Source organism: Macromonas nakdongensis, from assembly GCF_002837145.1.
Taxonomy (GTDB): Bacteria; Pseudomonadota; Gammaproteobacteria; order Burkholderiales; family Burkholderiaceae_C; genus Macromonas_B; species Macromonas_B nakdongensis.
This window is the reverse complement of sequence record NZ_NWMV01000016.1, coordinates 15,974-28,914: the sequence shown is the minus strand read 5'-3', so window position 1 is coordinate 28,914 and position 12,941 is coordinate 15,974. Positions and strand designations below refer to the sequence as shown.

Annotated in this window: 13 protein-coding genes; 12 read left to right on the top strand and 1 reads right to left on the bottom strand. The window is 63.9% G+C overall.

From position 1 onward, the window contains the following. Nucleotides 1-14: 14 nt before the first annotated feature. Genes ccoN through CON77_RS02790 form a run of 7 tightly spaced genes read left to right on the top strand, consistent with a single transcriptional unit; the run spans nt 15 to nt 5,339 of the window. Complete coding sequence (ccoN, locus tag CON77_RS02820; protein ID WP_101047623.1) at nt 15-1,457, top strand: cytochrome-c oxidase, cbb3-type subunit I; 1,443 nt, start codon at nt 15-17, stop codon at nt 1,455-1,457. 13 nt (nt 1,458-1,470) lie between these two features. Continuing rightward, nucleotides 1,471-2,097, top strand: coding sequence for a cytochrome-c oxidase, cbb3-type subunit II (gene ccoO / locus CON77_RS02815; protein WP_198552246.1), 627 nt, complete (start codon nt 1,471-1,473; stop codon nt 2,095-2,097). An 18-nt stretch (nt 2,098-2,115) separates the two neighbouring features. Next, nucleotides 2,116-2,253 carry a cbb3-type cytochrome oxidase subunit 3 gene (locus CON77_RS02810; RefSeq protein WP_101047621.1) on the top strand — a complete coding sequence of 46 codons (138 nt, stop codon included), beginning with the start codon at nt 2,116-2,118 and terminating at the stop codon, nt 2,251-2,253. A 26-nt stretch (nt 2,254-2,279) separates the two neighbouring features. Then, complete coding sequence (ccoP, locus tag CON77_RS02805; RefSeq protein ID WP_101047620.1) at nt 2,280-3,188, top strand: cytochrome-c oxidase, cbb3-type subunit III; 909 nt, start codon at nt 2,280-2,282, stop codon at nt 3,186-3,188. Between the two features lie 30 nt (nt 3,189-3,218). Next, nucleotides 3,219-4,646, top strand: a complete 1,428-nt coding sequence (ccoG, locus tag CON77_RS02800; RefSeq protein ID WP_232788380.1) for a cytochrome c oxidase accessory protein CcoG — start codon at nt 3,219-3,221, stop codon at nt 4,644-4,646. A 35-nt stretch (nt 4,647-4,681) separates the two neighbouring features. Continuing rightward, nucleotides 4,682-4,987, top strand: coding sequence for a hypothetical protein (locus CON77_RS02795; RefSeq protein ID WP_232788379.1), 306 nt, complete (start codon nt 4,682-4,684; stop codon nt 4,985-4,987). Nucleotides 4,988-5,015: 28 nt separating this feature from the next. Beyond that, on the top strand, nt 5,016-5,339 hold the full coding sequence (locus CON77_RS02790) for a hypothetical protein (RefSeq protein ID WP_101047618.1): 324 nt from the start codon (nt 5,016-5,018) through the stop codon (nt 5,337-5,339). On the opposite strand, the gene fnr is transcribed toward CON77_RS02790, so the two are convergent. Continuing rightward, nucleotides 5,340-6,056 (bottom strand): fumarate/nitrate reduction transcriptional regulator Fnr, encoded by a 717-nt coding sequence (gene fnr / locus CON77_RS02785; RefSeq protein ID WP_101047616.1) that lies wholly within the window; start codon nt 6,054-6,056, stop codon nt 5,340-5,342. 144 nt (nt 6,057-6,200) lie between these two features. Between fnr and hemN the strand changes: the two genes are divergently transcribed. The 5 genes from hemN to thrS all read left to right on the top strand — a co-directional run bounded on the left by hemN (nt 6,201) and on the right by thrS (nt 12,924). Next, nucleotides 6,201-7,580: an oxygen-independent coproporphyrinogen III oxidase gene (hemN, locus tag CON77_RS02780; RefSeq protein WP_101047614.1), complete on the top strand. Its 1,380-nt coding sequence runs from the start codon at nt 6,201-6,203 to the stop codon at nt 7,578-7,580. Between the two features lie 33 nt (nt 7,581-7,613). Further along, entirely contained in the window at nt 7,614-8,285 is a 672-nt protein-coding gene (locus CON77_RS02775) for a sulfite exporter TauE/SafE family protein (protein ID WP_101047612.1), read from the top strand. A gap of 344 nt (nt 8,286-8,629) precedes the next feature. After that, nucleotides 8,630-9,961 (top strand): isocitrate lyase, encoded by a 1,332-nt coding sequence (aceA, locus tag CON77_RS02770; protein ID WP_101047610.1) that lies wholly within the window; start codon nt 8,630-8,632, stop codon nt 9,959-9,961. An 83-nt stretch (nt 9,962-10,044) separates the two neighbouring features. Then, on the top strand, nt 10,045-10,695 hold the full coding sequence (locus CON77_RS02765; RefSeq protein ID WP_101047608.1) for a LysE family translocator: 651 nt from the start codon (nt 10,045-10,047) through the stop codon (nt 10,693-10,695). 321 nt (nt 10,696-11,016) lie between these two features. Continuing rightward, nucleotides 11,017-12,924 carry a threonine--tRNA ligase gene (gene thrS / locus CON77_RS02760; RefSeq protein ID WP_101047606.1) on the top strand — a complete coding sequence of 636 codons (1,908 nt, stop codon included), beginning with the start codon at nt 11,017-11,019 and terminating at the stop codon, nt 12,922-12,924. Nucleotides 12,925-12,941 lie beyond the last annotated feature (17 nt).

Here is a 12,941-nt window from a genome sequence, read left to right as displayed (position 1 = left end):
AAGAGGAGTTAGGTATGTCTGTGACAACAGCGGGCGCTCAGAAGGGCGTCTACAACGACAAGGTCGTGAGGCAATTCGCCATCATGACCGTGGTCTGGGGCATCGTGGGGATGCTGGTCGGCGTCATCATCGCCGCGCAGCTCACTTGGCCCGAGCTCAACCTGGGCATTGAATGGTTGAGCTACGGCCGCCTGCGGCCGCTGCACACCAATGCGGTGATTTTTGCGTTTGGCGGTAGCGGCCTGTTCGCCACCAGCTACTACGTGGTGCAGCGCACCTGCCAGACCCGCCTCATCTCCGACAAGCTGGCCGCCTTCACCTTCTGGGGCTGGACCGCGGTGATCGTGCTGGCCGCCGTGTCCCTGCCGCTGGGCTACACCCAGGGCAAGGAATACGCCGAGCTGATCTGGCCGATCGACGTACTGATCACCCTGGTCTGGGTGGCCTACGCCATCGTGTTCTTCGGCACCGTCGGCATCCGCAAGGTCCGTCACATCTACGTGGCCAACTGGTTCTTCGGCGCCTTCATCATCGCCGTGGCCCTGCTGCACATCTTCAACAACATCCAGCTGCCCACCGGCCTGCTGCACTCCTACTCGGCCTACGCCGGCGTGCAGGACGCCATGGTCCAGTGGTGGTACGGCCACAACGCGGTGGGCTTCTTCCTCACCGCTGGCTTCCTGGGCATGATGTACTACTTCATTCCCAAGCAGGCCGAGCGCCCGGTCTACTCCTACCGCCTGTCCATCGTCCACTTCTGGGCGCTGATCTTTACCTACATGTGGGCGGGTCCGCACCACCTGCACTACACCGCGCTGCCCGACTGGACCCAGTCCATCGGCATGGTGTTCTCCCTCATCCTGCTGGCCCCCAGCTGGGGCGGCATGATCAACGGCATCATGACCCTGTCGGGCGCCTGGCACAAGCTGCGCGACGACCCCATCCTGCGCTTCCTGATCGTGTCCCTGTCGTTCTACGGCATGTCCACCTTCGAAGGCCCGATGATGTCGATCAAGACCGTCAACGCCCTGAGCCACTACACCGACTGGACCGTGGGCCACGTGCACTCCGGCGCCCTGGGCTGGGTGGGTCTGGTGACCATGGGCTCCATGTACTACCTGATCCCGCGCCTGTTCGGCCAGACCAAGATGTATTCCGTCAAGGCCATCGAGGTGCACTTCTGGGTTGCCACCATCGGCATCGTGCTCTACATCGCCGCGATGTGGATCGCCGGTGTGATGCAGGGCCTGATGTGGCGCGCCGTCAACCCCGACGGTTCGCTGACCTACACCTTTGTCGAATCCGTCAAGGCCACCTTCCCGTTCTACGTCATCCGTCTGCTGGGTGGGGTGCTGTACCTCGGCGGCATGTGCGTGATGGCCTGGAACGTTGCGAAAACCGTGGCGCAGGGCCAGGCCAATGAAGTGGCCATTCCCGCGGCAGCTGTCCACGCCTGAGGAGTTGAATAACATGGCACAACACGAAGCACCCAAGGGTTTCACCCACGAGCGGATCGAAACCAACAACCTGCTGATGATCATCCTCATCACCCTGGTGGTGGCGGTGGGTGGTCTGGTGGAAATCGTTCCGCTGTTCTTCCAGAAATCCACCACGCAGCCGGTGGAGGGCCTCAAGCCCTACACCGCCCTGCAGATCGCCGGCCGCGACATCTACGTGCGCGAAGGCTGCTACAACTGCCACTCGCAGATGATCCGCCCCTTCCACGCCGAGACCATGCGCTACGGCCACTACTCGCTGGCCGGGGAATTCGTCTACGACCGCCCCTTCCAGTGGGGTTCCAAGCGCACCGGCCCCGACCTGGCCCGCGTGGGCGGCCGCTACTCCGACGAGTGGCACCGCATCCACTTGAACAACCCGCGTGACGTGGTGCCCGAGTCCAACATGCCGGCCTACTCCTGGCTGGAGCAGCGCACCCTCAGTGGCGCCGACATGCCCAAGCGCATGGAAGTGCTGCGCACGCTGGGCGCGCCGTACACGGACGAGGAGATCGCCCAGTCGACCGAAGCCGTCAAGGGCAAGACCGAGCTGGAGGCCGTCATCGCCTACCTGCAAGGCCTGGGCACCGCGGTCCGTTGACACCAGGAGGGCTCCGAAATGGACGTCAATGACCTGCGAAGCATCGTCACCGTGCTCAGCCTGGTGACTTTTCTGGGCATCGTCTGGTGGGCGTGGTCCAAGCGCAACCAGGCGAACTTCGACGAAGCGGCCCAGTTGCCCTTCCGTGACGAATAAAGAGCCTCGAAACCGAGAGAACAATCATGAGCGACTTCACTAGCGATTTCTGGCACCTCTACGTGGCCGGGCTGACCCTGGTCAGCATCATCGCCTGCCTGGTGCTGCTGTGGATCAGCGGCACCACCAAGGTCAAGGCCCACGACGACAACACCACCGGCCACGTCTGGGATGGCGACCTGCGCGAGATGAACAACCCGCTGCCCAAATGGTGGGTCTACCTGTTCATCATCACCGTGATCTTCGCCCTGGTCTACGGCGCCCTCTACCCCACTTTCGGCAAGTGGGCCGGTCAGTTGGGCTGGTCGTCGACCGGCCAGCACACCGCGGAGGTGAAGAAGGCCGGGGATGCGACCGCGCCCATCTACGCCGCCTTCAACAACCAGACCCCCGAGCAGCTGGCGGGCGATGCGACCGCCAAGGCCGTGGGCGAGCGTTTGTTCATGAACTACTGCGCCCAGTGCCACGGCTCTGACGCCGGCGGGAGCAAGAGCTTCCCCAACCTGACCGATGGCGACTGGCTGTGGGGCGGCGACCCCGCCGCGATCAAGGCCACCATCACCAACGGCCGCAACGGCATGATGCCGCCGATGGCCGCCGCGGTGGGCAATGCCGACGACGTGAACAACCTGGCCAACTATGTGCTCAGCCTGTCGGGCAGCCCGCACGACGCGGTCAAGGCCACCCTGGGCAAACCCAAGTTCGCCGCCTGTGCCGCCTGCCACGGTGCCGAAGGCAAGGGCAATACTACCCTGGGGGCCCCCAACCTGACCGACAACATCTGGCTGCACGGCTGGGGCGTGGACGCCATCACCAAGATGATCAACGAAGGCAAGAACAACGTCATGCCGGCCCAAAACGCCCTACTGACCGAGCAACAGATCCACGTGCTGGCTTCTTACGTCTGGGGTCTGTCGAACAAACCCAAGCAATGACCGTTCGGAAGCATTGACGAGCGAGGTTTTGTGAGCAGCACCAGCCCCACACCCACCGGCGCGGCCTCGGCGGACGAGGACATCGAGATTTCTCTGTACGCTTCGCGGCAGAAGATCTACCCGCGTTCCGTCTCCGGGCTGTTCAGCCGGTGGCGTTGGGCCCTGGTGTGGCTCACACAGATCGTCTTTTACGGCCTGCCCTGGCTGCAGTGGAACGGGCGCCAGGCGGTGCTGTTCGACCTGGAGGCGCGGCGTTTCTACATCTTCAACCTGGTTCTGTACCCGCAGGACTTCATCTACCTGACGGGCCTGCTCGTCATCTCTGCCCTGGCGCTGTTCCTGTTCACGGCGGTGGCCGGGCGCCTGTGGTGTGGTTACGCCTGCCCGCAGACGGTGTACACCGAGATTTACCTGTGGATCGAGAAGCAAGTCGAAGGCGACCGGTCCGCGCGCATGCGGCTGGACCAGGGACCCCTGTCCCTGCACAAGTTCGGCAAGAAGTGGCTGAAGCACTTCCTCTGGGTGGCGTTCGGCTTGTGGACAGGATTTACCTTCGTCGGCTATTTCACCTCCATTCAGGCACTGGGCGCCGCCGTCGTCGCCTGGGACCTGGGGCCGTGGCAGACCTTCTGGGTGTTCTTCTACGGTTTTGCCACCTACGGCAACGCCGGCTTCATGCGCGAGCAGGTGTGCAAGTACATGTGCCCCTACGCCCGCTTCCAGAGCGCCATGTTCGACAAGGACACGATGATCGTGACCTACGACGAGCAGCGCGGTGAACCACGGGGTGCCCGTTCCAAAAAGGCCGACCCGAAGGCCCTCGGACTGGGGTCCTGCGTCGATTGCACCTTGTGTGTGCAGGTCTGTCCCACGGGCATCGACATTCGCAAGGGCCTGCAGTACGAGTGCATCGGTTGCGGGGCCTGCATCGACGTCTGCGACGACGTCATGGACAAGGTCGGCTACCCGCGTGGCCTCATCAAATATTCGACCCAGAACGGCATCGCCAACGGTTGGACCACCGCGCAGATGGTGCGCCGGGGCTTCCGTCCGCGTGTGCTGGTCTACAGCGGCATTCTGTTGGCCATCACCGTGGCCGTGGGCGCCAGCCTGTTCCTGCGCACCCCGCTCAAGGTGGATGTGATCCGCGACCGCGGTGCCCTGGCCCGCCTGGTCGACCAGGGGCGCATCGAGAACGTGTACCGCTTGCAGGTCATGAATGCCACCGAGTCTGCCCAGACCTTCCGAGTCAGCGCCAGCGGGCTGCCCGGCATCGCCGTGGCCTCCGAGGCCAGTGTGGCCGTGCTGCCGACCGAGGTGCGCTCCCTGGCGGTGCGCCTGCAGATTCCGCCGGGCGCGGCCGAACCCGGCTCCCACCCCATCCATTTCGAGGTGCAGGCCGAGGGCGATGCCCGCCTGCAGGTGTCCGAGAAATCCGTGTTCCTGGTGCCCCGCTGAGCCGCGCGCACCAGAGCCCCTACCCAGGCCCGACCATGACCACCTTGTTCGCCTCTCCCGCCACCCCCCCGAAGGGGTCCGCCAAGCGCTGGTACCAGGAACCGTATGTGTGGCTGGTGCTGGGTGGGCCATTGGCCGTGATCGCGGCCTCCGCGGTCACCGTCTACCTGGCGGTCACCCACGCCGATCCGGTGCTGGACCGTTCGCCCCAGGCGGTGCGGGTCGCTCCGGCCGCCCTGGACAAGCTCGCTCCGTCCGAACGCACCTCGGCCGAACTCAGCGTGATGCCGGCCGGCCAGGCCCGCAACCACGTGGTCAGCCCGACTTTGCCCAAAGACTGATCAACGCACCACCCTTCAGGAGACGCAGATGCTGGGACAACGCTGGATGTGGATCGTCTGGCCGGCCTTTCTGGTGGCCGGCGTGATGGAGATGGTGGTGTTCGCCCTGGTCGATCCCGGCGAGTTGCATTGGCAAGGCCATCCCCTGGAACTGTCGCGCCAGGCCATCTACACCGTGGCTTTCTTTTTCTTCTGGGCCGCGGCCGTGGCATCCAGTGCCCTGACCACCCTGCTGTCGCTCTCGCCCTTCGAGGTCAACCGCTGCCCCGTGCCGCCGGACCAGCGCCCGGCCGATTGCGCCAGGCTGCAGGACGACTGCGCCCGCAAGGGGTGTTCGGGCGGCGGCTGCTGATCAGTCGGCCGGCTGGTTGACGATGGCGGCCAGCGCCTTCGTGTCCTTGATGTGGACGTAGCGCTGCTTCACGTCGATGATGCCGTCGTCCATGAACTTGGAAAACGTGCGGCTGACCGTCTCCAGCTTCATGCCCAGGTAGCTGCCGATCTCTTCCCGGGTCATGCGCAGGATCAGTTCCGATTGCGAGAAACCGCGGGCGTGCAGGCGTTGCACCAGGTTGAGCAAAAAAGCCGCCAGCCGTTCTTCGGCACGCATGCTGCCCAGCAACAGCATGACGCCGTGGTCGCGCACGATCTCGCGGCTCATGATCTTGTGCACGTGGTGCTGCAAGGCGCTGAATTCGCGCGAGAGCTGCTCCAGCTTGTCGAAGGGCAGCACGCAGACCTCGGCGTCTTCCAGCGCGATGGCGGCGCAGGAGTGCTTGTCCTGCACGATGCCGTCCATGCCGATGATTTCCCCGGTCATCTGAAAGCCCGTGACCTGGTCGCGGCCGTCGGCGGTGGTGACGCTGGTCTTGAAGAAGCCCGAGCGCACCGCGTACAGCGAGGTGAACGGGTCGCCCGCGTTGAACAGCGAGCTGCCCCGTTTCACCCGTCGGCGCGTGGAAATCACATGGTCGAGCTTGGCCATCTCGTCGGTGCTCAGTCCGACGGGCAGGCAGAGTTCGCGCAGATTGCAGCTCGAACACGCGACTTTGATGCTCTGTAAATCCATTCGTCAATCACCTGATCGGTGCGCAACCCCAGATGCGCCGAATGATAACCCCCGTTGACGACACGCCGGTGGCTTTGTTTGACTCACGTCAATGGCCGGCCCGGGGCTTTGCGGCACATTAGCCTCCAGATTGGAGAAGCATCCGTGAACCATGTCATCGACGAAGGCCTGCTCAAACGTTTCGACGTGCCGGGCCCGCGTTACACCTCCTACCCCACGGCCGACCGTTTCGTCGAAGCGTTCACCGAGAAGGACTACATCCAGGCCCTGGAGCAGCGCCGCGTCGGTTCCTTGGCCCTGCCGCTGTCGGTCTATGTGCACATCCCGTTCTGCGAATCGCTGTGCTACTACTGCGCCTGCAACAAGGTCATCACCAAGCACCACAGCAAGGCGGCGGAGTACCTGCGCTACCTGTCGCGCGAACTGGAATTGCAGGTCGAGCATTTCGGGCGCGGTCACCACGTCTCGCAGATGCACCTGGGCGGCGGCACCCCGACCTTCCTGAGCGACACGGAGCTGGACGATCTGGTGGCGATGATCCGGCGCCAGTTCACCCTGGTGCCCGGCGGCGAATATTCGGTCGAGGTCGACCCCCGCACCGTCACGGTGGCGCGGCTGGAACACCTGCACCGGCTGGGCTTCAACCGCCTGAGCTTTGGCGTGCAGGATTTTGACCCGACCGTGCAGAAGGCGGTGCACCGGGTGCAGCCGGCCGAGCAGGTGTTTGACCTGGTGGCCGCGGCGCGGCGCATCGGTTTCGAATCGGTCAACGTCGACCTGATCTACGGCCTGCCGCAGCAGACGCTCGAATCGTTCCGGCGCACCCTGGAGCAGGTGCAGCAGTTGCGCCCCGACCGCATCGCCCTGTATGCCTACGCCCACCTGCCGGCCCGCTTCAAGCCTCAGCGCCGCATCATCGCGGCCGAGTTGCCCAGCCCGGCCGACAAGCTGGGCATGCTGTCGATTTCGCTCGACATGTTCAGCGAAGCCGGTTACGTCTACGTGGGCATGGACCACTTCGCCCTGCCCAACGACGCCCTGGCCGTGGCCAAGCGCCAGGGGCGCCTGCACCGCAACTTCCAGGGTTACAGCACGCAACCCGACTGCGACCTGATCGCGCTGGGCGTGTCCGCCATCGGCCGCATCGGCGCCACCTACAGCCAGAACGCCAAGACGCTGGAGGAGTACTACGACGCGTTGGACCAGGGCCGCTTGCCCATCGTCCGCGGCCTGGCCCTGGGGCGCGACGACGTGCTGCGCCGCAGCGTCATCATGGCGCTGATGTGCCAGGGGCGGGTCGATTTCGAATCGGTCGGGCTGGCGCACCTGGTCGATTTTCGTGCTTACTTCGCGCGCGAGCTGGAGCGCTTGCAGGACATGGTGGACATGGGCCTGGTGCAGGTCAGCGACAGCGCCATTGAAGTCACCGCCGCCGGCTGGTACCTGGTGCGCGCCATCGCCATGGTGTTCGACAAGTACCTGCAGGTCGACCAGGACCGCGCCCGGTTTTCAAAGATCATCTGAGCACCTGCGCGACGGCGCTGCTACAGTCGCGGCATGTCAGCTTCCCTGACCCTTTCGGCCCTGGTGATGGGGCTGGTCGGCGGCCCGCACTGTGTCGCCATGTGCGGCGCGGCCTGCGCCGGCATCGCCCGCAGCGCTGCGCCCCGCAGCACCCAGGCCCTGTGGAAATTCCAGTTGAGTCGCCTGCTGGGCTACAGCCTCATGGGGGCGCTGGCGGGGGGCACTGTCCAAGGTCTGGCGTGGATGGGGCAGCAGACCGCGGTGATCCGCCCACTCTGGACCCTGATGCACGTGGCCGCCTTGCTGCTCGGGTTGGCGTTGCTCTGGCAGGCGCGGCAGCCGGCCTTCATCGACGGCTGGGCCCAGGGCATTTGGCGCAAGGTGCGTCCGGCCATGGTGGCCATGGGCGGCAAGGCCCCAGTGGTGCTGGGCGTGGGCTGGGCGCTCATGCCTTGCGGGCTGCTGTATTCGGCGCTGCTGGTGGCCTCCCTGTCGGCCAGCGCCTGGCAAGGCGCGGCGGTGATGGCGGCATTCGCCACCGGCACCATGGTGTCCCTGGTGGCCGCGCCGTGGTTGCTGCTGCGCCTGCAGGCGGCGCGTTCCGGCGGCTGGGGCATGCGCCTGGCCGGGTTGGCCCTGGTGCTGACCTCGGGCTGGGCGCTGTGGATGGGCATCACCCAGCCCACCGGGCTGTGGTGCGCCTGAATGCCCACGGCCAGTGCGGTCACCCGGTTCGTTTTGGGGCAGGCGGGCCCGTGCGGGTGCGAACCTGCCCTGAATTTTCTCCATGCCAACATTCGAATTCACAATGTGAAATATAAAAATGTTGCGGCGCAAAAATTTTTCCCAGTATGGAAAAATAAATCCCGTATTGAGAAACTGTGTTCATAACACTTTGTTTTTGAACAAATTTTAAAAAGTCTTCTATAAGACATAAGATTGAATCAAGGTCTTATAGAAGACTTACACTGGATCCCGCGGCACCGGTCTTGCATGCCCTGACAAGTTCCCTCTGCCATCCGATCCGTCTCAACCCACAGGAGTGTTTCATGCCTTCTTCCATCACCCAACAACTGAGCCGCCAGCAGCAGATCGAAGCGCTGGAAAAAGACTGGGCCAACAACCCGCGTTGGAAAAACGTCAAGCGCGGTTACTCCGCCGCTGACGTGGTGCGTCTGCGTGGCAGCCTGCAGCCCGAGTACACCCTGGCCCAGCGCGGTGCCCAGGTCCTGTGGGACAAAGTGAACGGCGGCGCCAAGAAAGGCTACGTCAACGCTTTCGGCGCCATCACCGCCGGTCAAGCCATGCAGCAGGCCAAGGCCGGCCTGGAAGCCGTGTACCTGTCGGGCTGGCAAGTCGCCGCCGACGGCAACACCTCTGAAACCATGTACCCGGACCAGTCGCTGTACGCCTACGACTCGGTGCCGACCATGGTCCGTCGCATCAACAACACCTTCAAGCGCGCCGACGAAATCCAGTGGAGCCGTGGCATCAACCCCGGTGACGAAGGCTTCATCGACTACTTCCTGCCCATCGTGGCCGACGCGGAAGCCGGTTTCGGCGGCGTGCTGAACGCCTTCGAACTGATGAAGAACATGATCGCCTCCGGCGCTGCTGGCGTGCACTTCGAAGACCAGCTGGCCGCTGCCAAGAAGTGCGGCCACATGGGCGGCAAGGTGCTGGTCCCCACCCGCGAAGCCGTCGAAAAGCTGATCTCCGCCCGTTTCGCTGCTGACGTGATGGGTGTGCCCACCCTCATCCTGGCCCGTACCGACGCCGAAGCCGCCAACCTGATCACCAGCGACTACGACGAGAACGACAAGCCCTTCCTGACCGGCGAGCGCACCCAGGAAGGCTTCTTCCGCGTGAAGAACGGTCTGGAGCAGTCGATCAGCCGTGGCGTGGCTTACGCTCCGTACGCTGACCTGGTGTGGTGCGAAACCGGCGTGCCTGACATCGGCTTCGCCCGCGAATTCGCCCAAGCCGTGCTGGCCGCCTGCCCGGGCAAGCTGCTGTCGTACAACTGCTCGCCGTCGTTCAACTGGAAGAAGAACTTGAACGACAGCCAGATCGCTTCCTTCCAGGAAGAGCTGAGCGCGCTGGGCTACAAGTACCAGTTCATCACCCTGGCCGGCATCCACGTCAACTGGTACAACACCTTCAAGTTCGCCCACGCTTACGCCCGCGGCGAAGGCATGAAGCACTACGTCAACATGGTGCAAGAGCCCGAGTTCGCCGCCCGCGAACAAGGCTACACCTTCGTGTCGCACCAGCAAGAAGTGGGCACCGGTTACTTCGACGACGTGACCACCGTGATCCAGGGCGGTTCTTCCTCCGTGAAGGCCCTGACCGGTTCCACCGAAGAAGAGCAGTTCCACTGATCTCCCAGCCCCTTGCGGGGAGGCGGAGACAGACGGGCCACCCTGCGGGGTGGCCCTTTTTTTCAAATCTTTAAAAGCCTCCCATGCCCGACACGCCCCACCTGCTTGTGTTCATCGCCGCGGGTTGGTTGCTGAATTTGGCGCCAGGGCCTGACGTGCTTTACATCGTCACGCACGCGCTTCGCGGCGGCTGGCGTGCCGGCATGGTGGCCGGGTTGGGCATCACGGGTGGATGCTTTGTCCATGTGTTCGCGGCGGCCCTGGGCATGGGGGCCTTGCTGGCGGCGTCGGCCACCGCCTTCACGGTGCTCAAGTGGCTGGGCGCGGCCTACCTGCTGTGGACCGGCGTGCGCATGTTGGTGGCGCGCGCCCCGACGGCCTCGAATGACCTGCGGGCGCTGGCGAGTGGGTTGCCGAGCACGGGGCTGCACAAAGTCTTTTGGGGTGGCTTTTTGACCAATGTGCTCAACCCCAAGGTGGCGCTGTTTTTTCTGGCCTTTCTGCCCCAGTTCATCGCGCCCGATGTGGCCGACAAGACGCAGGCGTTCTTGCTGCTGGGCTTGCTTTTCAACCTGAACAGCATTCCCGTCAGCGCCGGGTGGGCCCTGCTGGCTGCGTGGATGGCGCGTCACGATTTCGTTCAGCGCGGCATGCATGGGCTCGACAAAGTCGCGGGGGTGATGTTCGTCTTGTTTGGTCTTCGACTGGCCCTGACCGAGCGCCCGGGGCCATGAAGTCGGTGCCAAAGTGGAGTCAAGACACATGGGGAATTTTCCCGGTGCAGCCCGGGAAATCTTGACAACGTCCAGAAACCCCGCCGCCGCCACAGCCGCCCCCGATGGCCGAAAGGGGCTGCGCTGGCATGGGCGCGGCGAACTGTGGGAAAATGCACGATTGAACGCATTCAGCAAGAACGAGAAAGGCGCCCCGGTTATGACACCGCGAACTACACAGGAGTTGTTCACTGCCCATTGATGGGCGGCAGTTCGCGCCTGCACTTTGTTCTTCTTCCCAGCGCGGCCCCGAGCCGCGTTTTTGTTGTCTGGACATCTCTCATGTTGAACATCACGCTTCCCGACGGTTCGCAACGCCAGTTCCCCGGCCCCGTCACCGTGGCCGAGGTGGCCGCGTCCATCGGCACCGGTTTGGCCAAGGCCGCGCTGGCAGGCAAGGTGGATGGCCAAGTGGTTGACACCTCCTTCCGCATCGAGCAAGACGCCGCCCTGGCCATCGTCACGGCCAAGGACGCCGACGGCCTGGACGTGATCCGCCACTCCACCGCCCACCTGCTGGCCTACGCGGTGAAAGCCCTGTTCCCCGAAGCGCAGGTGACCATCGGCCCGGTGATCGACAACGGCTTCTATTACGACTTCTCGTACAAGCGCCCGTTCACGCCCGACGACCTGGCTGCGATCGAAAAGAAAATGGCCGAGCTGGCCGCGAAGGACGAGCCGGTGGTGCGCCGTGTGCTGCCGCGCGACGAAGCGGTGGCTTATTTCAAAGGCCTGGGCGAGCACTACAAGGCCGAAATCATCGCCAGCATCCCGAGCAACGAGGACGTGAGCCTGTACCGCGAAGGCGCGTTCGAGGACCTGTGCCGCGGCCCTCACGTGCCCAGCACCGGCAAGCTCAAGCACTTCAAGCTGATGAAGGTGGCCGGCGCCTACTGGCGCGGCGACCACCGCAACGAGATGCTGCAGCGCGTCTACGGCACCGCCTGGGCCACCAAAGACGAATTGCAGCAATACCTGACCATGCTGGAAGAGGCCGAAAAGCGCGACCACCGCAAGCTGGGCCGCGAGTTGGACCTGTTCCACATCGACGAGCACGCGCCCGGCCTGGTGTTCTGGCACCCCAAGGGCTGGACGCTGTGGCAGGAGGTGGAGCAGTACATGCGCCGCGTCTACCGCCAGAACGGCTACCTGGAGGTCAAGGGTCCGCAGATCCTGGAAAAAGCCCTGTGGGAAAAAACCGGCCACTGGGACAAATACCGCGACAACATGTTCACCACCGAATCGGAAAAGCGCGACTACGCGCTCAAGCCGATGAACTGTCCCGGCCACATCCTGATCTTCAAGCAGGGCATCAAGAGCTACCGCGACCTGCCGCTGCGCTACGGTGAATTTGGCCAGTGCCACCGCAACGAGCCCTCGGGTGGCTTGCACGGCATCATGCGCGTGCGTGGCTTCACCCAGGACGACGGCCACATTTTCTGCACCGAAGACCAGATCCTGGCCGAGTGCGACACCTTCACGAAGGTGCTCAAGCAGGTCTACGCCGACTTCGGCTTCACCAACATCCTGTACAAGGTATCGACCCGCCCGGCCGCGCGCATCGGCTCCGACGAGCTGTGGGACAAGGCCGAAAAAGCGCTGATGGACAGCCTGCGCCACAGCGGCTGCGAGTTCGTCATCTCCGAGGGCGATGGCGCCTTCTACGGCCCCAAGATCGAATACACCCTGAAGGATGCGATCGGCCGCGAGTGGCAGTGCGGCACCATCCAGGTGGACTTCAACCTGAGCGAGCGCCTGGACGCGGAGTACGTGGCCGAGGACGGCAGCCGTCAGCGCCCGGTGATTCTGCACCGTGCCATCGTCGGCAGCCTGGAGCGTTTCATCGGCATTTTGGTGGAACAACACGCCGGTGCGCTGCCCACTTGGCTGGCGCCGGTGCAGGTGGCGATCCTCAATATCACCGACGCGCAGGCCGATTACTGTCGCGAAATTGCCAAAACGCTGGAAAATCAAGGTCTTAGGGTGGCGCTCGATTTGCGCAACGAAAAAATCACGTATAAAATCCGAGAGTTTTCGCTGCAGAAGCTGCCTTACATCCTCGTGGTGGGTGACAAAGAGAAGGCCGCCGGGGCGGTTGCGGTGCGTGCGCGCGGCAACCAGGACCTGGGGGTGTTGTCGCTCGAGGCGTTTGCCAGCCGCATCCGTGGCGACATCGCCGCCAAGGCCTGAAAAGGCCCTGCAGCCCA

Excerpts from the sequence above, each read along its gene's own strand:
- CON77_RS02810 (WP_101047621.1), top strand. The coding sequence starts at position 2,116 with ATGGACGTCAATGACCTGCGAAGCATCGTCACCGTGCTCAGCCTGGTG.
- ccoO (WP_198552246.1), top strand. The coding sequence starts at position 1,471 with ATGGCACAACACGAAGCACCCAAGGGTTTCACCCACGAGCGGATCGAA.
- CON77_RS02775 (WP_101047612.1), top strand. The coding sequence starts at position 7,614 with ATGTCAGCTTCCCTGACCCTTTCGGCCCTGGTGATGGGGCTGGTCGGC.
- aceA (WP_101047610.1), top strand. The coding sequence starts at position 8,630 with ATGCCTTCTTCCATCACCCAACAACTGAGCCGCCAGCAGCAGATCGAA.
- thrS (WP_101047606.1), top strand. The coding sequence starts at position 11,017 with ATGTTGAACATCACGCTTCCCGACGGTTCGCAACGCCAGTTCCCCGGC.
- ccoP (WP_101047620.1), top strand. The coding sequence starts at position 2,280 with ATGAGCGACTTCACTAGCGATTTCTGGCACCTCTACGTGGCCGGGCTG.
- ccoN (WP_101047623.1), top strand. The coding sequence starts at position 15 with ATGTCTGTGACAACAGCGGGCGCTCAGAAGGGCGTCTACAACGACAAG.
- CON77_RS02790 (WP_101047618.1), top strand. The coding sequence starts at position 5,016 with ATGCTGGGACAACGCTGGATGTGGATCGTCTGGCCGGCCTTTCTGGTG.
- CON77_RS02765 (WP_101047608.1), top strand. The coding sequence starts at position 10,045 with ATGCCCGACACGCCCCACCTGCTTGTGTTCATCGCCGCGGGTTGGTTG.
- fnr (WP_101047616.1), bottom strand. The coding sequence starts at position 6,056 with ATGGATTTACAGAGCATCAAAGTCGCGTGTTCGAGCTGCAATCTGCGC.
- CON77_RS02795 (WP_232788379.1), top strand. The coding sequence starts at position 4,682 with ATGACCACCTTGTTCGCCTCTCCCGCCACCCCCCCGAAGGGGTCCGCC.